This is a genomic window from Arthrobacter sp. 10N410 (genome assembly GCF_056394945.1).
Genome location: NZ_JBFTIP010000003.1, coordinates 214,818 through 236,649 on the forward strand (window position 1 = coordinate 214,818; position 21,832 = coordinate 236,649).

Consider the following 21,832-nt stretch of genomic DNA (forward strand, 5'->3'; position numbering starts at 1 on the left):
AACGGCTTCCGATCACGATCGCCACCACCGCTGAACGGCTTCCGATCACGATCGCCACCACCGCTGAACGGCTTCCGATCACGATCGCCACCGGCACCGCTGAACGGCTTCCGGTCGCCAGCCGGCTTCGATCCGGCCGAACGCTCGTCCCTGGCGCGGAAACCGCGGGGATCACCCCCGGAGTTGCTAGTACCACGGAATCCACCGCCGCCAGAGTTTCGTCCCCCGCCAAAGTTGCCGCGGTCGTTGCCGCCGCGGTTGCCGTCGTTATGCTCAGCCATGTTGGATTCCTCCTGTTATGAGCTGACCACTGGCGCAATCGCAGCCGCTCTGTTTCCGTGTTTCGTTCCCTACGCAACCCGAAATCAAGCGCTTCGAAGTCCGTACATCTCAATCAATTCTAGGCGAGACGCCAGCACCCGGCTAACGGCAGCGGGGCTTTAGGCCGATGCGGTGTCAAGTCTCACAGCCCAGCCGGACGGCGCTCACCCGGGCCTCATCACAGCTTGGGCTGCGGGACGGTCCGTCGGGTACTTGCCGGTGCCGCGGGAGAGTTATGCGAGAGCGATCCCGTCTACTACGCAGGTGGTGAGGGAGTGTCCGCTGGTCCCTCTCAATGGCACTGTGTTTGGGGTGTTAAAAGGCTCAGGCCCCGACACTGKGTGTCGGGGCCTGGCTGTAMTGGTTGTCCGGCGGTGACCTACTCTCCCACACCCTCCCGGGTGCAGTACCATCGGCGCTGTGGGTCTTAGCTTCCGGGTTCGGGATGGGACCGGGCGTTTCCCCCACGCTATGACCGCCGTAACCCTGTGTCCGCGCCCCCGGGGCCCTGGTGAGGGTTGTCCYGGGGTGGGAAATCTGGTGGTTACAACTTGTCCGCTACCGCCCGTGGCGGGGCGGTGGTGGTGTTGTTATTCAGTTTTGGTTCCTTCAAGCAACGTRCCCGTGGCGGGTTTGTTGTTTGGGAACCACATAGTGGACGCAAGCAGTCTTGTTTCTTTGTACTCCTCTGCTGGTGTGAACGTCTTTTGAATCCGTTCACGCAAAGGAGTGTGTGGTGTAAGTTAATCAGCGGTGCACTTGGCAGTACAACTGACACACCAGAGGTTCGTCCGTCCCGGTCCTCTCGTACTAAGGACAGCCCTTCTCAAATTTCCTGCGCGCGCAGCGGATAGGGACCGAACTGTCTCACGACGTTCTAAACCCAGCTCGCGTACCGCTTTAATGGGCGAACAGCCCAACCCTTGGGACCTACTCCAGCCCCAGGATGCGACGAGCCGACATCGAGGTGCCAAACCATGCCGTCGATATGGACTCTTGGGCAAGATCAGCCTGTTATCCCCGAGGTACCTTTTATCCGTTGAGCGACGGCCATTCCACAATGTACCGCCGGATCACTAGTCCCGACTTTCGTCCCTGCTCGAGATGTCTCTCTCACAGTCAAGCTCCCTTGTGCACTTACACTCGACACCTGATTGCCAACCAGGCTGAGGGAACCTTTGGGCGCCTCCGTTACTTTTTAGGAGGCAACCGCCCCAGTTAAACTACCCATCAGGCACTGTCCCTGACCCGGATTACGGGCCGAAGTTAGATGTCCAAAGTGACCAGAGTGGTATTTCAACGATGACTCCACCCGAACTGGCGTCCGGGCTTCAACGTCTCCCACCTATCCTACACAAGCCACTCCGAACACCAATACCAAACTATAGTAAAGGTCTCGGGGTCTTTCCGTCCTGCTGCGCGTAACGAGCATCTTTACTCGTACTGCAATTTCGCCGAGTTTATGGTTGAGACAGCGGGGAAGTCGTTACTCCATTCGTGCAGGTCGGAACTTACCCGACAAGGAATTTCGCTACCTTAGGATGGTTATAGTTACCACCGCCGTTTACTGGGGCTTAAATTCTCAGCTTCGCCTTGCGGCTAACCGGTCCTCTTAACCTTCCAGCACCGGGCAGGAGTCAGTCCGTATACATCGTCTTGCGACTTCGCACGGACCTGTGTTTTTAGTAAACAGTCGCTTCCCCCTGGTCTCTGCGGCCCCTGCACGCTCCGGACAGCTTGTGTCCATCACGATGGGGGCCCCCCTTCTCCCGAAGTTACGGGGGCATTTTGCCGAGTTCCTTAACCATAATTCTCTCGATCGCCTTAGTATTCTCTACCTGATCACCTGTGTCGGTTTGGGGTACGGGCGGCTAAAACCTCGCGTCGATGCTTTTCTAGGCAGCATAGGATCACCGAATCCCCCCATACGGGGGTCCCGTCGGGTCTCAGGCATCATGAACGGCGGATTTGCCTACCGTTCGCCCTACATCCTTAGACCGGGACAACCATCGCCCGGCTCGGCTACCTTCCTGCGTCACACCTGTTAATACGCTTGCCTCCCAGGATCAGGTCCCGCGCTCCACCAAAACCCTCACACCACAAGGGTGATCGGGCAGGTCTCGGGCGGTTAGTATCCCCTGTTCAGCATGGGCGGTTTTTCGCCGGTACGGGAATATCAACCCGTTGTCCATCGACTACGCCTGTCGGCCTCGCCTTAGGTCCCGACTTACCCAGGGCAGATTAGCTTGACCCTGGAACCCTTGATCATTCGGCGGACGGGTTTCTCACCCGTCTTTCGCTACTCATGCCTGCATTCTCACTCGTGTAGGCTCCACCGCTGGTTTACACCGCGACTTCACTGCCCACACGACGCTCCCCTACCCATCCAGACGCCTGAACCACAAGGGCTTAGCTAATATCTGAATGCCACAACTTCGGCGGTGTACTTGAGCCCCGCTACATTGTCGGCGCGGAATCACTTGACCAGTGAGCTATTACGCACTCTTTTAAGGATGGCTGCTTCTAAGCCAACCTCCTGGTTGTCTTCGCAACTCCACATCCTTTCCCACTTAGCACACGCTTAGGGGCCTTAGTTGGTGGTCTGGGCTGTTTCCCTCTCGACTATGAAGCTTATCCCCCACAGTCTCACTGCTGCGCTCTCACTTACCGGCATTCGGAGTTTGGCTGACGTCAGTAACCTTGTAGGGCCCATTAGCCATCCAGTAGCTCTACCTCCGGTAAGAAACACGCAACGCTGCACCTAAATGCATTTCGGGGAGAACCAGCTATCACGAAGTTTGATTGGCCTTTCACCCCTACCCACAGCTCATCCCCTCCATTTTCAACTGAAGTGGGTTCGGTCCTCCACGACGTCTTACCGTCGCTTCAACCTGGCCATGGGTAGATCACTTCGCTTCGGGTCTAGATCACGCCACTGCAACGCCCTGTTCAGACTCGCTTTCGCTACGGCTYCCCCACACGGGTTAACCTCGCGACGTAACACTAACTCGCAGGCTCATTCTTCAAAAGGCACGCCGTCACAACTACAAGGTTGCTCCGACGGATTGTAAGCACACGGTTTCAGGTACTGTTTCACTCCCCTCCCGGGGTACTTTTCACCTTTCCCTCACGGTACTGGTCCGCTATCGGTCATTAGGGAGTATTTAGGCTTATCAGGTGGTCCTGACAGATTCGCACGGGATTTCTCGGGCCCCGTGCTACTTGGGATACTTCCCAGGCGGCACACTACATTTCGGTTACGGGGCTCACACCCTCTCTGGCCGGCCTTTCAAGACCGTTCACCTATGCACATGCTCTCACCCCACTGTCCCGGCAGAGACAGAACGGAAAGTCCCACAACCCCGACCATGCAACGCCCGCCGGCTATCACACATGGAACGGTTTAGCCTGATCCGCGTTCGCTCGCCACTACTGACGGAATCACTATTGTTTTCTCTTCCTGCGGGTACTGAGATGTTTCACTTCCCCGCGTTCCCTCCACGCACCCTATGTGTTCAGATGCGGGTCACCAGATCACTCGCGCGTCTGGCGGGGTTTCCCCATTCGGACACCCTGGGATCACAGTCCGGTTATCGACTCCCCCAGGCTTATCGCAGATTCCTACGTCCTTCTTCGGCTCCTAATGCCAAGGCATCCACCGTGTGCTCTTAAAAACTTGACCACAAAAGATCAAGGAGTAATTTTCGAGAGAACCATGAAACCGTCCCCACACCCGAAGGCATGGAACCAGATCCAGGTTCATATTCTTGGAAATTGCTTCTTATAAAAGATGCTCGCGTCCACTATGTAGTTCTCAAACAACAACCCCGTACCACACACCCCACACACCCGGACCCCCGAAAGGACCCACACARTGCATGAAACGCTGCAGCCGGGAAACCAGAAACACAAGTCCCGGAAGAAAGTCACCCTCCCCCCGGTCCTGTTGTCTCAGGACCCAACAGTGTGCCAAACACTAAACCGCACAACCCGGGCCCCCACCGTTCCAGGACACTCAAAAGCATCCGTACTGGGCAAGGACCAAACCATGCGGCCGCTATTTGCTGATATTCCACCCGTGAGCACCCGCCGCAGAACTTACGTCTGCGCAACGGGCGTACTCCTGACAACCCCGACACACCCACATACATGAGGCACGGTGATTGTAGGCGCTCCTTAGAAAGGAGGTGATCCAGCCGCACCTTCCGGTACGGCTACCTTGTTACGACTTAGTCCCAATCGCCAGTCCCACCTTCGACAGCTCCCTCCCACAAGGGGTTAGGCCACCGGCTTCGGGTGTTACCAACTTTCGTGACTTGACGGGCGGTGTGTACAAGGCCCGGGAACGTATTCACCGCAGCGTTGCTGATCTGCGATTACTAGCGACTCCGACTTCATGGGGTCGAGTTGCAGACCCCAATCCGAACTGAGACCGGCTTTTTGGGATTAGCTCCACCTCACAGTATCGCAACCCTTTGTACCGGCCATTGTAGCATGCGTGAAGCCCAAGACATAAGGGGCATGATGATTTGACGTCGTCCCCACCTTCCTCCGAGTTGACCCCGGCAGTCTCCCATGAGTCCCCGCCATTACGCGCTGGCAACATGGAACGAGGGTTGCGCTCGTTGCGGGACTTAACCCAACATCTCACGACACGAGCTGACGACAACCATGCACCACCTGTGAACCGGCCCCAAAGGGGAAGGACTGTTTCCAGCCCGGTCCGGTCCATGTCAAGCCTTGGTAAGGTTCTTCGCGTTGCATCGAATTAATCCGCATGCTCCGCCGCTTGTGCGGGCCCCCGTCAATTCCTTTGAGTTTTAGCCTTGCGGCCGTACTCCCCAGGCGGGGCACTTAATGCGTTAGCTACGGCGCGGAAAACGTGGAATGTCCCCCACACCTAGTGCCCAACGTTTACGGCATGGACTACCAGGGTATCTAATCCTGTTCGCTCCCCATGCTTTCGCTCCTCAGCGTCAGTTAATGCCCAGAGACCTGCCTTCGCCATCGGTGTTCCTCCTGATATCTGCGCATTTCACCGCTACACCAGGAATTCCAGTCTCCCCTACATCACTCTAGTCTGCCCGTACCCACCGCAGATCCGGAGTTGAGCCCCGGACTTTCACGGCAGACGCGACAAACCGCCTACGAGCTCTTTACGCCCAATAATTCCGGATAACGCTTGCGCCCTACGTATTACCGCGGCTGCTGGCACGTAGTTAGCCGGCGCTTCTTCTGCAGGTACCGTCACTTTCGCTTCTTCCCTACTGAAAGAGGTTTACAACCCGAAGGCCGTCATCCCTCACGCGGCGTCGCTGCATCAGGCTTGCGCCCATTGTGCAATATTCCCCACTGCTGCCTCCCGTAGGAGTCTGGGCCGTGTCTCAGTCCCAGTGTGGCCGGTCACCCTCTCAGGCCGGCTACCCGTCGTCGCCTTGGTGAGCCATTACCTCACCAACAAGCTGATAGGCCGCGAGTCCATCCAAAACCACAATAAAGCTTTCCACCCCCCACCATGCGATGAGGAGTCATATCCGGTATTAGACCCAGTTTCCCAGGCTTATCCCAGAGTTAAGGGCAGGTTACTCACGTGTTACTCACCCGTTCGCCACTAATCCCCGGTGCAAGCACCGGATCATCGTTCGACTTGCATGTGTTAAGCACGCCGCCAGCGTTCATCCTGAGCCAGGATCAAACTCTCCGTTGAAGTAAAACAGACACACCATGCAACCCCGGGAAAACGGGATAAACACAATGCACAAAATTTGAAACCAGCTAAAAACACCGGACCCAACCACGGGGTGGCAGGCCCGGCACAATCAACCAATTCAATAAACTTTTCAAACTTACCCGCGTGCTTCACCCTAGTCAAATCAGCGGTCCGACTCAGTCTTGCCATAGGCTTCTTGGTCTTCTTAGCGGATCAACTCCGGGGAGCAGCGCGGAAATAAACTCTACCACCACTTGAGCCGGGTGACAAAGCGGCCCCGGCGGTCTCTCCTGCGGCCCGGATCGGCGGCCGGTGCAGGACACGGAAAAGCCCGGAATCCCAAGGATTCCGGGCCCTCCGATCGAGATGGCCGTTACAGCCATGCCGTCACGTGGCTAGCTGATCGGCTTGAAGTAGGCGGCGCCCAGCGGAGGCAACGTCACGGTGAGCGTGGCGGGCTGGCCGTCGGTGCCGCCGTCGGCCGCTGTCAGGGTGCCCTCGTTCAGGACACCCGAGCCGCCGTAGGCAGCGGCGTCGGTGTTCAGGACTTCCTGCCACTGCCCCACGGCCGGGACGCCCAAGCGGAAGTCCTGGTGCGGGGAGCCGGAGAAGTTGAAGGCGCACACCAGCTCGTTGCCGGCGGCGTCCCGACGGATAAAGGTCAGCACGTTCCGGTCCGCGTCCCCGCCGTTGACCCACTGGAAGCCGTCGGGGTCATTGTCGCGTTCGTACAACGCCGGAGTGGAGCTGTACAGCTCGTTCAGGTCCTTGGTCAGGAGCTGCACGCCGCGGTGCGCGGGGATGTCGGCCAGCCACCAGTCCAGGCCGTACTGTTCTGACCATTCCGCTTCCTGGCCGAACTCGGTGCCCATGAAAATTAGCTGCTTGCCCGGGTGGGCCCACTGGTAGCCCAGGAAGGCCCGCAGGTTCGCGAGCTGCTGCCAGCGGTCGCCGGGCATCTTGCGCAGCATCGAGCCCTTGCCGTGCACAACCTCGTCGTGGCTGATCGGCAGCAGGAAATTTTCCGTGTAGGCGTAAACCAGGGAGAACGTGATGGTGCCGTGGTGCCACTTCCGGTTGAACGGGTCCTCGGCCATGTACTTGAGCGAGTCGTGCATCCAGCCCATGTTCCACTTGATGCCGAAGCCCAGGCCACCCTGGCTGGTGGGGGCGGTGACCCCCGGGAATGCCGTGGATTCCTCGGCGATCATGACCGCACCGGGGTGCGTCTTGTAGACCGTTGCGTTGACCTCCTGCAGGAAGGAGATCGCCTCGAGGTTCTCGCGGCCGCCAAAGCGGTTCGGCTGCCACTGGCCCTCCTCACGGGAGTAATCCAGGTAGAGCATCGAGGCCACGGCGTCGACGCGGAGGCCGTCGATGTGGAACTCGTCCAGCCAGTAGAGGGCGTTGGCGACCAGGAAGTTGCGGACTTCGCTGCGGCCGAAGTCGAAGATCAGCGTGCCCCAGTCCGGGTGTTCGCCCAGGTTCGGATCGGAGTGCTCGTACAGCGGCCCACCATCGAATTGGGCCAGCGCCCAGGCATCCTTGGGGAAGTGCGCCGGCACCCAGTCCAACAGCACGCCGATGCCGGCCTGGTGCAGTTCGTCCACGAGGTGCCGGAACTCGTCCGGGTGCCCGAAGCGCGAGGTGGGTGCGAAGTAGGACGTGACCTGGTAGCCCCACGATCCGCCGAAGGGGTGTTCCGCGACGGGCATGAACTCCACGTGGGTGAAGCCGAGCCACTTCACGTACTCCACGAGTTCCTTGGCCAGCTGGCGGTAGTCGAGCCCGACCCGCCAGGACCCAAGGTGGACCTCATAGACGCTCATCGCGGCATTGTGTGGATCCCGGGCCGCGCGGGCCTTCATCCATTCCTCGTCCTTGAAGGCGTAAGAGGGCTCGACGACGCGGGACGCCGTCAGCGGAGGAACCTCCGTGCCGAAGGCAAGCGGATCGGCCTTCTCCACCCAGTGCCCGTGCTTGGTCTTGATCTCGAATTTGTAGCACGCCCCTGCTATAACGCCGGGGATGAACAGTTCCCACACCCCGGAGGAGCCGAGGGAGCGCATGGAGGATTCCCGGCCGTCCCAGCCGTTGAAGTCGCCCTTGACCCGCACGGCCTGGGCGTTCGGGGCCCACACCGCGAAGGACACGCCGTCGACGTCGCCCAGGACGGACTTGTAGTGCTGGACGTGTGCGCCCAGCACATCCCAGAGGCGCTCGTGCCGGCCTTCGCCGATCAGGTGCAGGTCGATCTCCCCCACCGTCGGCAGGTAGCGGTAAGGCTCGTCGGCCTGCTGCGGTGCCTGGCCTTCATAAGTGACCTCAAGCCGGTAGTCCGGAACATGCCCTTCGTCCAGCGGGTCCAGCACGGCCACCCACACGCCGCCGGATTCGTGCGACATCGGGAAACTGCCGGCCGCGGTGACCACGGAGACGGCTTCCGCGAGGTGCTTCACGGTGCGGATGGTGACGTGGCCGTAGTCGTCGAGGTGCGCGCCAAGGACCGAATGCGGCGCGTGGTGCTCGCCGGCGGCGACGCGCGCAAGGGTCTCCGCGTCCACGGGAAGCGGGACTCCGGGTCGATCGGTACGTGCTGAACCTGTCATTTTGTTACCTTCCGCTGCGGCTTCGGCGGGAACGCCGGGGCCTGTACTGCCGAGGAGACGACGGGATGCATTCACCGGGATGGCGAGCCAGTCCGGCCTGTTCCGTAGTTCGTAAACAACTTCGTAGAGAGCCTTGTCCAGCCACAACGCCACGAACAGGGGCGAGTCGCGGTCGATCGTGCCGGGGGTGACTTCCGCATAGCCGGCCAGGAAGGCCTCGGCGCAGTCGTCCACCCAGGCCGCGGGGACGACGGCGTCGTCGTACTCGCGGACGGCGGCGCCGGCGGCGTAGTCGAAGGACCGCAGCATGCCGACCACGTCGCGGAGCGGCACGTCCGGGAAGTTGCGTTCGGAGATCGGGCGCAGCGGCTCCCCTTCGAAGTCCAGGATCGCCCAGCGGGCCGGTTTCCCGGGTCCGCCGGGGACCTGCAGGATCTGGCCGAGATGCAGGTCGCCGTGGATCCGCTGCAGCCGGCCGGCACTGCTGCCTTCGAGCCGCGTAAGGAGCGCCTCAAGTTCGTCGTCGAAGGGCCCGACGGCGGCGCCGGCTTCCGCCCACGACTGCCGGACCCGCTGGGCGACGCCGGGCGCGATGTCCCCGCCCGGCACGGACTCCGCTGCGGTGCCGAGTGCCTCGGCGAGCCGGCGGTGCACGGTGGCCGTGGCGACGCCCAGGGCGCGGGCTTCGGCGGTGAAGTCGGTGCCGGTGCTGGCCGCGTCCACGGCCAGGCGCCAGGCGTCCAGGCCGCCGGCCAGGAATTCGTGCGCGACGGCGAGCTCGCCGCGGGCGGTCGAGGCACCCCCGGGGACGGTCCATTCGCCGGTGACCCAGCCGAGGGTGGCCGGGACCTCAACGGTGCGGCCGGCGGTCAGGGCCGCACCGATCTCGACTTCGGGATTCTGCCCCTCGGACAGCACCCGGAAGAATTTGAGGATCGCCGCGGAGGCGCCGTCGTCCACTATGACCGAACTGTTGGACTGCTCGCCGGAGAGCACCCGGACCTTGCCAGTGGCGAACGGCAGCCGGTAATCGGATTCCACCAGGTGCCCGGCGGCCGTGCCGTCGCTTGTGGCGGCGCGTTCGCGCATGAGGTCAAGCCAAGCCGCGATAAACGCCGGGTCGTGCACGCCGTCGTAGATCCAGCCGTGTGCCGCGTCCGTGCCGTCCGCGGGAATCTCCCCGAGCAGGGCGGCTCCCGCACCCGCCAGCGGCAGGGCGCGGGAGCTGAGCGGCACCTGCACGACGTCGGTGCGGTTGCCGTCCGCCGTCGGGTACGTCACCGCGAGCAGCAGAACTTCAAGCTCCGCGCCGATCTCCGGCGTCGCGGCCGCCGGGCCGGCGCCGAGGCGCACACGGCCCGCCGGCTCGAAGCTGAAGTGCGCGCTCTTGACGGGGAACCAGCGCTGGCGCGGCAGCCAGCTGCGGAGCAGGGCGTCCAGCGCGGGGGAAAGGGTGGGTCGGGTCATTTCAGCCTTCGATGGACAGGATAGGCATCGCCTGGGTGTGGGGCGATGCCGGGTTGGATGCGGCCGAACGGATCCGCAGCCAGAAGAAGTCGTGGCTGCCCAGGGTGAGGGTCAGCGTGCCGTCGTCGGAAATGGCGGGGAACGCCTGACCGCCGAAAACGTCGCGGAGCCCGCGGCCGGCATACTGCGGCACCCTAAGCGTGGTGGCCACCGGGTGCTGGGACAGGTTGAACGCGCACAGGATGGTCTCTGCCTCCTCACCGGCGGCGTTGCCCGCCGGTAGGTCGCGCAGGTAGGAAAGGACGACGTCGTGATCCGCCTCGACGTGCTGGAACGAGCCGAGCCCGAAGGCGGGGTGGTTCCTGCGGACGCTGAGGATCTGACGGGTCCAGCGCAGCAGCGAGCCGGAGTGGGCGGCCTCGGCTTCAACGTTGGCCATGCTGTAGTTGTAGACCAGCGACTGGATCACCGGGAGGTAGAGCTTGCCCGGGTCGGCGTTGGAGAACCCGGCGTTGCGGTCCGGGTTCCATTGCATCGGGGTGCGGACCGCGTCGCGGTCCTCGAGCCAGATGTTGTCGCCCATGCCGATTTCGTCGCCGTAGTACAGGAACGGGCTTCCCGGCAGCGAGAGCAGCAACGCGTTGATCAGTTCGATCTCGGAGCGGGAGTTGTCCAGCAGCGGTGCCAGCCGGCGGCGGATGCCGATGTTGGCGCGCATGCGGGGGTCCGGCGCGTACCAGCCGAGCATCGCGGCGCGCTCGTCGGCCGTGACCATTTCCAGAGTGAGCTCGTCATGGTTGCGAAGGAAGGTGCCCCATTGGGCGCCCTCGGGAATGTCCGGGGTGTCCTTCATCGTCTCGATGATGGGCGCGGCCTTCTGGTCCCGCAACGCGTAGTACAGCCGCGGCATGATCGGGAAGTGGAAGGCCATGTGGCATTCCGGTTCCTCTTCGGTGCCGAAGTATTCCACCACTTCGGCCGGCGGCTGGTTGGCTTCGGCGATGATCACACGGCCGGGGTAGCTTTCGTCGACCATCCGGCGCAGCTGGCGCAGGAACTCGTGGGTGGCCGGCAGGTTCTCGCAGTTGGTGCCCTCCTCCTCGAAGAGGTAGGGAATGGCGTCGGCGCGGAAGCCGTCAATGCCTTGGTCCAGCCAGAACCGCACGACGTCGAACAGGGCATCGATCACCTTGGGGTTCTCGAAGTTCAGGTCCGGCTGGTGGGAGAAGAATCGGTGCCAGAAGAACTGGCGGCGGATCGGATCGAAGGTCCAGTTGGATTCCTCGGTATCCACGAAGATGATGCGGGCGTCCTGGTACTTCTCGTCCGTGTCGCTCCACACGTAGAAATCTCCGAACGGGCCGTCCGGGTCCTTGCGCGACTCCTGGAACCAGGGGTGCTGGTCCGAGGTGTGGTTCAGCGGCAGGTCGATGATGACCCGGACGCCGCGGGCGTGGGCCTCCGCGACGAGCCGCTTGAAGTCGCTGATGGTGCCGAATTCGTCCAGCACCGAGTTGTAGTCCGAGATGTCGTAGCCGCCGTCGCGCAGCGGAGACTGGAAGAAGGGCGGCAGCCAGAGGCAGTCGACGCCGAGCCACTGCAGGTAGTCCAGCTTCTCGATCAACCCGTGGAAGTCGCCGGAGCCGTCGCCGTTGCCGTCGGCGAAACCACGCACCAGGACCTCGTAAAAGACCGCCTTCCGGTACCAGTGGGGGTCGTGCTGGAGTCCGGGAGCGTTCAGTTCGAAAGTCCCCTTCGGGGTGAAGTGCTGGTTGGGGTTGCTCGGGCTGAAACTCACGGGCGCTGCCTCCGGATGCTCAGGATGTGGGCTGGTTCGACATGTGCGTCAAGGCGTACGTAGTTGTACTCCCCCCATTCCCAGCTTTCGCCGGTCAGCAGGTCATCGACGACGAAGCGGCCGTTGTGCGTCAGGTCCTCAGGGTCCAGCTCCAGCGCCGCCAGGTCCAGCGTCACCGTGCTCTCCCGGATGCCATGCGGATCCACGTTGACCACGACGATCAAGGTGTCCTTGCTGCCGTCCGGGAGGGTCTTGTGCTTTGAGTAGACCACCGTGGCGTTGTCCGTGCTCTGGTGCACCGTGAGGTTCTGCAGGTCGCCGAGGGCCGGGTGGGTGTGCCGGATCTCGTTGAGCCGGGTGAGGTACGGGGCCAGGGTGCGGCCGGACTCCGCCGCGGCGTCCCAGTCGCGGGCCTTGTACTCGAACTTCTCGTTGTCGATGTACTCCTCCGCGCCCGGCCGGGCGACGTGCTCGTACAGTTCGTAGCCGGCATAGACGCCCCAGATGGGGCTGGCGGTGGCGGCAAGCGTGGCACGGATCTTGAACGCCGCCGGTCCGCCGAACTGCAGGTACTCGGTGAGGATGTCCGGGGTGTTGACGAAGAAGTTCGGACGGAAGTAGGCCGGGGATTCGTGGCTGACCTCCTGGAAGTACTCCTCCAGCTCCTCCTTGGTGTTGCGCCAGGTGAAGTAGGTGTACGACTGCTGGAACCCGGCCCGTCCCAGCGCGTGCATCATCGCCGGCCGGGTGAAGGCCTCGGCCAGGAAGACGACCTCGGGGTTCTTCTTGTTGACCTTGGCGATCAGCCATTCCCAGAACCACACCGGCTTGGTGTGCGGGTTGTCCACGCGGAAGATCTTGACGCCGTGGCTGATCCAGAGCTGGACGATCCGCAGGATCTCGTTGGACAGGCCCGCCGGGTCGTTGTCAAAGTTCAGCGGGAAGATGTCCTGGTACTTCTTCGGCGGGTTTTCGGCGTAGGCGATGCTGCCGTCCACGCGGGTGGTGAACCATTCCGGATGGCTCTGCACCCAGGGGTGGTCCGGGGCGGCTTGCAGCGCGAGGTCCAACGCCACCTCCAGTCCCAGTTCGCCTGCGCGCGCCACGAAGGCGTCGAAGTCCTCAAAGGTGCCCAGGTCCGGGTGGATGGCGTCGTGGCCGCCTTCCTTGGCACCGATCGCCCACGGGGAGCCGGGGTCGTGCGGGCCGGCCAGCAGGGTGTTGTTCGGGCCCTTACGGTGCTGGGTACCGATCGGGTGGATCGGCGGCATGTAGATGATGTCGAAACCCATCGCGGCGACGGCGTCGAGCCGCTTCGCGGCGGTGCGGAACGTCCCGGAGGTCCACTCGCCGGTTTCGTGGTTGCGGACGGCGCCCTCGGAGCGGGGGAAAAATTCGTACCAGGCGCCTCGGCCGGCGAGCTCGCGCTCCACCAGCAGCGGATACGGATCGGAGACGGTCACCAGTTCCCGGATCGGCTGGCGCGCAACCACATCGGCGACGTCGGCGCTGAAGCCGGCGGCGAGGCGCTCCTCCGGGGTCTTCGAACCATCGGACAGGCCGACGACGGCGATCCGCAGGGTCCGCCGGTCGGCGGAGGGACGGGTGGCGTCCTCGGAGGCCTCGGTCAGCAGGGCGGCGCCCTCGGCCAGCATCAGCTCGACGTCGATGCCCGCTTCGATCTTGACTTCGGCGTTGTGGTGCCAGGTGCCGTAGCGGTCGTGCCAGGCCTCGATGACGAACGACCACTTGCCGGTGCCGGACGGGGTGAGCAGGCCTTCCCAGCGGTCGGTGCCCTTGCCCCGGTCCCCGCGCGGCGGGGCCAGACGGACGCGCTGCCGCTCCTTACCCCGCGGGTCCAGGAGCACGGCGCTGACGCCGAGCATGTCGTGGCCCTCACGGAAGGCAGTGGCGCCGACCACGATGCTCTCGCCGACTACTGCCTTGGCGGGGAACTTTCCGTCTTCGACCGCGGGCTGCACGGCGGTGATTGGAAATCTGCCGAATTTGAGGCCCTCCGTGATCAGGGCCTTCGGCTTTTGCTTGGACACGGCACTGGTTCGCGAGTTAGTCGTCACAGCCTCGACGTTATCTACAAATCGCACAGAATGCTAAGGCTGCTCAGTTTTTTGGGTGAATCCCGAGGTCAATCCGACATTTACCGGAAAGAAACCCAAAGCTGTTCCGGGGCTCTGCGTTGTCCGTTAGTGTTTCGCTGGTGAAGGCTATCCGCAGATTTACCGTCCGAACTGTTCTTCCCGAATCGATCCGGCCCCTGGCGCGGCTCGCCACCAACCTGCGCTGGTCGTGGCACCTGCCGACCCGGGAGCTCTTCGAGCAGCTAAACCCGGCCATTTGGGCCGAGAGCGCCCACGATCCGGTGACCTTCCTGGGCCTCGTCAGCAGGGAAGAGCTGCAGCGCCTCGCCGCGGACCAGGACGTGGTGCGCCGTGTCCACGCGGCCGCCGAGGATCTGGACCGCTACCTGGAGCAGCCCCGCTGGTACCAGAGCCTGGGCGAGGACGCGCCCCGCTGCATCGCGTACTTCTCGCCCGAGTTCGGCATCACCGAGGTGCTGCCGCAGTATTCCGGCGGACTCGGCATTCTGGCCGGCGACCACCTGAAGGCGGCCTCGGACCTTGGCGTTCCCCTGATCGGTGTCGGCCTGCTCTATCAGGCCGGCTACTTCAAGCAGTCCCTGTCCCGCGACGCCTGGCAGCAGGAGACCTACCCCGTCCTCGACCCGGACGGACTGCCGCTGACCCTGCTCCGTGAGCCGGCCCCGGACGGTAACGGCCGGCCCATCCAGATCTCCCTGCCGCTCCCCCACGGCCGGCGCCTGCTGGCGCACGTGTGGCGCGCCGACGTCGGCCGCGTCCCGCTGTTGCTGCTGGATTCCAACGTGGCGGGCAACGACGACGCGGCGCGCGGCGTCACCGACCGCCTTTACGGCGGCGGCGGCGACCACCGGCTGCAACAGGAACTCCTGCTGGGGATGGGCGGGGTCAAGGCGCTGCGGGCCTACCAGCGTCTGACCGGCGCCCCCGCGCCGGAGGTGTTCCACACGAACGAAGGCCACGCCGGCTTCCTGGGAGTCGAACGCATCCAGGAACTGATGTCCGGGGAGCACCCGCTCAGCTGGGAAGAAGCCCTGACCGCGGGCCGCGCCTCCACCGTGTTCACCACGCACACCCCGGTCCCGGCCGGCATCGACCGCTTCGAGACCTCGCAGATCGAGCACTTTTTCACCGCGGGCCTGGCCCCCGATGTGCCGATCGCAAAGATCCTGGACCTGGGCCGCGAGGACTTTGCCGACGGCAACCCGTTCGTCTTCAACATGGCCGTGATGGGGCTACGGCTGGCCCAGCGCGCCAACGGCGTCGCGAAGCTGCACGGCGTCGTCTCCCGCGGCATGTTCTCCGCGCTCTGGCCCGGGTTCGACCATGCCGAGGTGCCCATCACGTCGGTCACCAACGGCGTGCACGTGCCCACCTGGGTGGATCCCCGCGTATCCCAGCTGGCCCGTGAACAGTTCGGCGCCGACGCCGAGACGGAGGGCCGCTGGGACCTGGCCTACAACGTTAGCGACGAAGCCCTCTGGGCGCTGCGGCGCGAAATGCGGGTCTCGCTGGTCGAAGACGTCCGCCGCCGGCTCCGGGCCGCCTGGAAGAAGCGCGGCGCCGCCGACGCCGAGCTGTCCTGGACGGATTCGGTGCTGGACCCGGACATCCTCACTATCGGCTTCGCCCGCCGCGTGCCGACCTACAAACGCCTCACCCTGATGCTGCGCGATCCGGACCGACTCAAGGCCCTGCTGCTGCATAAGACCCACCCGATCCAGCTGGTTATTGCGGGCAAGTCGCACCCGGCGGACGATGCCGGCAAGAAGATGATCCAGGATCTGGTTCGTTTCACCGACGACCCCGCGGTCCGGCACCGGATCGCGTTCCTGCCCAACTACGACATCGCCATGGCCAGGACCCTCTTCCCCGGCTGCGATGTGTGGCTGAACAACCCGCTCCGCCCACTCGAGGCATGCGGCACCTCGGGGATGAAGGCCGCCCTGAACGGCTCGCTCAACCTCTCCGTGCTGGATGGCTGGTGGGATGAAATGTACGACGGCGAGAACGGCTGGGCGATCCCGACGGCGAACAACGACGCGTCCCCGGAGGAACGCGACGACATTGAAGCCTCGGCCCTGTACGAGCTCCTCGAAAGCCAGGTGGCGCCGAAGTTCTACGGGCTCACCGTCTCCGACGAGGCGGGCGCCGCCGGCCCCTCCCAGTCCGTGGCGCAGAAGGTGCCCACGCACTGGGTCTCGATGATCAAGCACACCATGTCCCACCTCGGTCCGGCCGTGTCCGCGGACCGGATGCTGCAGGATTACGTCAACGTCCTCTACCGGCCGGCCGCGGTGGCCGGGCGGAAGGCGTCGGCGGACAACTTTGCCGCAGCGAAGGAGCTCGCCGCCTGGTCCTCGCAGCTCCGCGCCGCCTGGCCCCAGATCCAGGTTGAACATGTGGACTCGGTGGGCGTCTCCGAGGACCCGCAGATCGGCGACGACCTGCAGGTGAACGCCTACGTGGCGCTCCACACCCTGCGGCCGGAGGATGTCGCGGTGGAGGTGGCCTTCGGCCGGGCCGAGGACAGCGATGAGCTGACCGATGTCACCGTGGCGGAGCTGCAGTCCGTGGAAGACCTGGGCAAGGGCCGGTACCTGTTCAGCGGGACACTGGTGATCGACCGGTCCGGCTCCTTCGGCTACACCGTCCGGGTGCTGCCCAAGCACGAGGGACTGGCGTCCAAGGCCGAGCTGGGCCTGATCGTGAACGCATAGCCGGTTAGCGGATTTGCTCGGTTGTTCTCGCGCTTTCGGATCAGCTCGCCTTCTAGGGCGCTGAGGGGTCTTGCGGGGGTTAGAGGCAGACGGCGATGACGGTCAGGTCCTTGCCCGCGTAGCGTTCGGCGTCTTGCAGGATTTCGCAGATGACGCCGAAGGTGCGGTCGCCGCGGAAGGCGGCCGGGACCTGCCAGATCAGGGTGACCGGCCGCTGCCCGTCGTCGCTGACAGCGTCGGCGAAGTCGTGCAGCGAGTCGTTGAGGGCGTCAAGGTTCACGCCGTAGTGCTCGGGGAAGTCCAGCGCCTCACCGAAGGTCCGCAGCACCGCCTTCTTGGAGTCCGCGGCGGGGATCACGAGCGCCCGGCGGCCGGCGTCGTGGACTTGCGCCTGCAATTCCTCGAGGGTCCAAGTGTCGGCGGAGAAAATCTTCATGGTTTCCCTACTTGCCTTCGGCAATAAATTTGAACGTTTCGTAATGGTCTGCGGTGTAGTATTTTTCGCCGGCCGCACCCGCCACGATCCGGCGCGCGCCCCGGTCCGACTCCCCGGGAGTCCGCACGGTGAATTCCCGGTAATACCCGGAGGCTTTCCGCGGGAGAATCCTTTCGAAGTTCCCGAACGGGACATTGTCGCGCGAATACGGGTAGGGACCGCCCCTGGCGATCAGGGCAAGGGTCTGCCGCGCCTCGGCCGGAAGGTCCGACGCCTTGATCTCCGGCAGCCGGGAGGGATTGGCGACGCCGGCCGCCGGGGCCCTGCCCGGCGTCGGGGTTTGGGAGACGGTCGCCTTGGGGGCGGGGCCGCTCCGGCCGGCGTCCGGCGGGACGGTGCCGGTCTGAGGAAGGCCGGCCAGCACGAAGGCCAGCACCACAAGTCCCAGCAGAACGGCGAGCAGGGCGGTGAGCCGCCGGACGTTCATTCGTGATTCCCCCATGCCTGGCGTGTGGACACCCTAGACGCGGTAGATATTGATGGTGTTGGCCTGGACCACGTCCCGCTCGCCGGAGGAGATCCGAACGCCCTGGCGGCGGTCGTGGAGTTCCGAGGTGGTCAGCCGGAGTTCATAGAGCCGGTGGCCGCCGCCGTCGTCCGCGGGGATGACGGGAAGGGTGACCTTGACGTCCTGGGCGCTGCCGTTGACCACCACGAGGCCGTCCACGCGGCCGTCATCGGACCCCAGCAGGAGCTGGACGACCCGGTGGCCGGGATCCTGCCAGCGGTCGCCGGACATCGGTTCGCCGTGGACATCGAACCAGTGGAAATAGGACTGCTGGTCCCGTGCCGGGTAGTCGTGCGGCTGGCCGGCGAGGAACTCCTTGCGCAGCCGGATCACGCGTTTGGTGCTGCGCAGCATCGCGTGCGATTCCGGGGTGCTGGTCCAGTCGATCCAGGTGATGGGGTTGTCCTGGCAGTAGGCGTTGTTGTTTCCCTGCTGGCTGCGGCCGATCTCGTCGCCGGCGGTGATCATGGGCACGCCCTGGGAAATCATCAGCGAGGCCATCAGGTTACGGCTGGTCTGGGCACGCCGCGCGAGGACTTCCTCGTCCTCGGTGCGCCCCTCGAAGCCGTGGTTGTAGCTGCGGTTGTCGCCGTGGCCGTCGCGGTTCTGCTCGCCGTTCGCCTCGTTGTGCTTGCGGTCGTAGGAGACCAGATCGGCCAGGGTGAAGCCGTCATGCGCGGTGATGAGGTTGACCGAGGCCAGCCGGCTGCGGCCCGAGGCCGCGAACAGGCCCGCGGAACCGGACAGCGCATCGGCGAGCCGCGCCACCGAGCCGCCCTGCCCGCCGGCGTCGATCGCGGCGCGGTCCGCCAGCCAGAAGGTGCGGACGGCGTCGCGGAAATGGTCGTTCCAGTCCACCCAGCCCGCGGGGAACCGGCCTGTCTGCCAGCCGCCGTAACCGACGTCCCAGGGCTCGGCGATGAGCTTCGTTTCAGACAGCACCGGATCCGCGGCGATCGCGACCAGGAACGGGTGGCGCGGATCGAACTCGTTGTTGGCGTTGCGGCACAGCGTGACGGCGAGGTCGAACCGGAAGCCGTCGATGTGGAACTCGTTCACCCAGTACCGCAGGGAATCCAGAACCAGCTGCACCACCCGGGGCTCGCCAAAGTTCAGGGTGTTGCCGCAGCCGGTGGTGTCCACGTATTTGCCGTGGCCGTCATGACGGTAGTACTCCAGCTCGCCCAGACCGCGGAAACTCAACGTCGGCCCATCCGGACCGCCTTCCGCAGTGTGGTTGTAGACGACGTCGAGGATCACCTCGAGGCCGGCGGCGTGCAGCAGTTTGACCATGCCCTTGAACTCGTCCTGCACCGCGTGGGGCCCGGCGTCCTGGGCCGCCTGGGTGGCGTAGCCGGGATGCGGCGCGAAGAACGCGGCCGTGTTGTAGCCCCAGTAGTTGGGCAGTCCAAGGTTCTGCAGGTGCGGCTCGTCGATGTGGAAGTGGACGGGCAGGAGCTGCACGGCCGTGACGCCCAGCGAGATCAGGTGCTCGACCATGGCCGGGTGCGCCATTCCCGCGTACGTGCCCTGGAGGTTCTCCGGGATGTCCGGGTGCAGCATGGTCTGGCCGCGGACGTGGGCCTCGTAGATGATCGTGTTGCGCCAGGGTGTGCGCGGCCCGTGGTCCATGCCCCAGTCGAAGTCGCCGGCCATCCGGACGCTGGTGATGAAGTCTTCGCGTTCGTCTACGCCGCGGCCGTACGGGTCCAGCAGCAGCGGCTGCGCGCCGTCGGCGTCGAAGTCCAACGTCGGCACGGAGAGCGGCAGGGCCTCCGGCTCCGGCGAGGCGCGCAGGCCGTAGCGCGAGCCGGCCGGCAGTCCCTCGACGATGCCGTGGTGGACGCCGTCCGTGATGTTGGGCAGGGTCTTCAGCTGCCAGCTGCCCCCCGGGGCCTGGTAGGCGATGTCCAGGTTAGCCACCCCCGGCGCGTAGACGGCCACATTGGCGAAGGCACCCCGAGGGTCGTCCGTCGCCGCGGAACCCGTGCGCGGGACGCTGACACCGAGCGGAAACGGCCGCGAGGCGTCTACGGTGGTAGCTGGATCTACATAGGACTTGACCATCGCTTAAAGCTTAGCTGGGGATAACAAATGACCCTGGTTTTCGCGGCGGGACGTCAAAGACCGTTCACAAAGCGACCCGCATACTGGGAGTAGGCGCCGAACTGGAGGTAATTGTGCGAATAGCACTGGCTCAAATCATCACCGGCCGCGAAACGGAACGGAACCTGGACCTCGTGCGGGACTACGCCCGCCGGGCCAAGGCTGGCGGGGCGGAACTGGTGGTCTTTCCCGAAGCGACGATGCGCGCCTTCGGCAACTCCCTGCTGGACGTCGCCGAACCCCTGGAGGGGCCGTGGGCCGCAGAGGTCCGCGGCATCGCGGCCGAGCTCGGCATCGTAATCGTGGCCGGCATGTTCACCCCCGGATCGTCTGCCGCCGGCACCCGCAAGGTCCGCAACACACTCCTGGTCACCGGCCCGGGCGTAGACGCCAGCTACGACAAGATCCACCTTTACGACGCCTTCGGCTTCGCCGAGTCGGACACTGTGGACGGCGGCACCCGACCCGTCACCTTCGACGCCGGCGGCATCACCTTTGGCCTGGCCACCTGCTACGACGTGCGGTTCCCGGACCTGTTCACGGAGAACGCGGAGCGCGGGGCGCAGGTCAACATTGTTTGCGCCTCCTGGGGTGCCGGGCCGGGCAAGGTCGAGCAGTGGAAGCTGTTGTCCCGGGCCCGCGCCGCGGACTCAACGACGTTCGTCCTGGCGTGCGGCCAGGGCGACCCGGCCAGCGTTGGCACCGAGCCCGCCGGGTCCGCCCCCACCGGCGTCGGGCACTCGGCCGTCGTCTCGCCCTTCGGGGAGGTCCTCCAGGAGCTCGACGGCGCCCCCGGCCTGCTCTTCGCCGACCTGGACCCCGCCGTCGTCGAGGACGCCCGCGCCAAGCTCCCGGTCCTCGCCAACCGCCACAAGTTCTAGCAACGCGGGGTCACTTCTGGCCCATCCGGGGCACCCCGATGGGCCAGAAGTGACCCCGCGTTTTACTTACTTGGCGGCGCGCTGGCGGGAGATCTCGTAGAGCGAGATGCCGACGGCCATCGAGGCGTTGAGCGATTCCATGGCGGAGTCGATCGGGATGGAGACGATCTGGTCGCAGTTTTCGCGGACCAGGCGGCTCAAGCCCTTGCCTTCGGACCCGACGACGATGCAGACCGGCTCGGTGGCCAGGGCAAGGTCCGGCAGCGAGACGTCGCCGTCGCCGTCCAGGCCCAGCACGTAGATGCCCATGTTCTTGAAGGCCTTGAGCGTGCTGTTCAGGTTGGCGGCGCGGGCCACCGGGACGCGGACGGCGGCGCCGGCGCTGGTCTTCCAGGCCGAGGCGGTGACGCCGACGGAGCGGCGTTCCGGCACAATGACGCCGTGGCCGCTGAAGGCCGAGACCGAGCGGATGATCGCGCCCAGGTTGCGGGGGTCGGTGATGCCGTCGAGGGCGACGAAGAGCGGCGCGTTGGCGACGTGGCCCTTCTTCCAGCTCTCAAGGGTCTCTTCGGCCAGCTCGTAGGCGTCCTGGTATTCGTACGGCGGGATCTGCAGCACGAGGCCCTGGTGGATGGCGTCGTCCGTCATCCGGTCCAGTTCGGGCTTGCCGGTCTCCAGCAGCGGAATGCCGCGTTCGGCCGCGAGCTTGAGCGATTCCTTGACGCGGTCATCCATTTCGATCCGGATGGCGACGTGCAGGGCCTTGGCGGGGATGCCGGCGCGGAGGGCTTCGACGACGGAGTTGCGTCCGGTGACGACTTCCTCGGTGGCGCGTCCCTTCGGGCCCGAGCGGGCGCCGGGGTTGCGGGTGCCCGTGCCGCGCTTGGCTGCGGAGCGTTCCGCGAGCTGCTTGCTCTTGTGGGCCTTGTGGTAGGGACGGTCCTCCGCCTTGGGAGTGGGGCCCTTACCCTCGAGGGCTTTACGGCCGTGACCGCCGGTCCCGACGGTGGGGCCCTTCTTCATTTTGACCGAGCGGCGACCGTTGTTGGCCATGAGTTTCACCCTTTTAACTACGCGATTCGTTGATAAGTCTGAACTC

Annotated in this window: 9 protein-coding genes and 3 rRNA genes; 2 read left to right on the plus strand and 10 right to left on the minus strand. The window is 64.6% G+C overall.

The window, feature by feature from the left end; all coding sequences use genetic code 11:
* Positions 1–687: 687 nt before the first annotated feature.
* The 6 genes from rrf to AC1DB8_RS08770 form a co-directional block, all read right to left on the minus strand.
* Positions 688–804 (minus strand): 5S ribosomal RNA (rrf, locus tag AC1DB8_RS08745).
* Positions 805–975: 171 nt separating this feature from the next.
* A 23S ribosomal RNA gene (locus AC1DB8_RS08750) occupies positions 976–4,003 on the minus strand.
* Between the two features lie 498 nt (positions 4,004–4,501).
* A 16S ribosomal RNA gene (locus AC1DB8_RS08755) occupies positions 4,502–6,028 on the minus strand.
* Together the 16S, 23S and 5S rRNA genes form the textbook arrangement of a ribosomal RNA operon.
* Positions 6,029–6,426: 398 nt before the next feature.
* On the minus strand, positions 6,427–10,107 hold the full coding sequence (locus tag AC1DB8_RS08760) for a 1,4-alpha-glucan branching enzyme (RefSeq protein ID WP_476892783.1): 3,681 nt from the start codon (positions 10,105–10,107) through the stop codon (positions 6,427–6,429).
* Between the two features lies 1 nt (position 10,108).
* Positions 10,109–11,905: a maltose alpha-D-glucosyltransferase gene (gene treS, locus AC1DB8_RS08765; RefSeq protein WP_441419054.1), complete on the minus strand. Its 1,797-nt coding sequence runs from the start codon at positions 11,903–11,905 to the stop codon at positions 10,109–10,111.
* Positions 11,902–13,983: an alpha-1,4-glucan--maltose-1-phosphate maltosyltransferase gene (locus AC1DB8_RS08770; protein ID WP_476892784.1), complete on the minus strand. Its 2,082-nt coding sequence runs from the start codon at positions 13,981–13,983 to the stop codon at positions 11,902–11,904. Before AC1DB8_RS08770 ends, treS begins: the two co-directional genes overlap by 4 nt.
* A gap of 140 nt (positions 13,984–14,123) precedes the next feature.
* Here AC1DB8_RS08770 and glgP point away from each other — a divergent pair, with 140 nt between their 5' ends.
* Positions 14,124–16,742: an alpha-glucan family phosphorylase gene (glgP, locus tag AC1DB8_RS08775; RefSeq protein ID WP_476892785.1), complete on the plus strand. Its 2,619-nt coding sequence runs from the start codon at positions 14,124–14,126 to the stop codon at positions 16,740–16,742.
* Between the two features lie 79 nt (positions 16,743–16,821).
* Here glgP and AC1DB8_RS08780 read toward each other — a convergent pair whose 3' ends face one another.
* Genes AC1DB8_RS08780 through glgX form a run of 3 tightly spaced genes read right to left on the minus strand, consistent with a single transcriptional unit; the run spans position 16,822 to position 19,813 of the window.
* The gene (locus tag AC1DB8_RS08780) at positions 16,822–17,178 is read right to left on the minus strand and encodes a barstar family protein (RefSeq protein ID WP_441419051.1); all 357 of its coding nucleotides are present in this window, start codon (positions 17,176–17,178) and stop codon (positions 16,822–16,824) included.
* A 7-nt stretch (positions 17,179–17,185) separates the two neighbouring features.
* Positions 17,186–17,680: a guanyl-specific ribonuclease gene (locus AC1DB8_RS08785; protein ID WP_476892786.1), complete on the minus strand. Its 495-nt coding sequence runs from the start codon at positions 17,678–17,680 to the stop codon at positions 17,186–17,188.
* A gap of 18 nt (positions 17,681–17,698) precedes the next feature.
* On the minus strand, positions 17,699–19,813 hold the full coding sequence (gene glgX, locus AC1DB8_RS08790) for a glycogen debranching protein GlgX (protein ID WP_441419049.1): 2,115 nt from the start codon (positions 19,811–19,813) through the stop codon (positions 17,699–17,701).
* 113 nt (positions 19,814–19,926) lie between these two features.
* On the opposite strand from glgX, the gene AC1DB8_RS08795 reads away from it, so the two are divergent.
* Positions 19,927–20,733, plus strand: a complete 807-nt coding sequence (locus AC1DB8_RS08795) for a carbon-nitrogen hydrolase family protein (RefSeq protein WP_441419048.1) — start codon at positions 19,927–19,929, stop codon at positions 20,731–20,733.
* Positions 20,734–20,799: 66 nt separating this feature from the next.
* Here the strand turns inward: AC1DB8_RS08795 and rlmB are convergent, their stop codons facing one another.
* Positions 20,800–21,786 (minus strand): 23S rRNA (guanosine(2251)-2'-O)-methyltransferase RlmB, encoded by a 987-nt coding sequence (gene rlmB / locus AC1DB8_RS08800; protein ID WP_441419047.1) that lies wholly within the window; start codon positions 21,784–21,786, stop codon positions 20,800–20,802.
* Positions 21,787–21,832 lie beyond the last annotated feature (46 nt).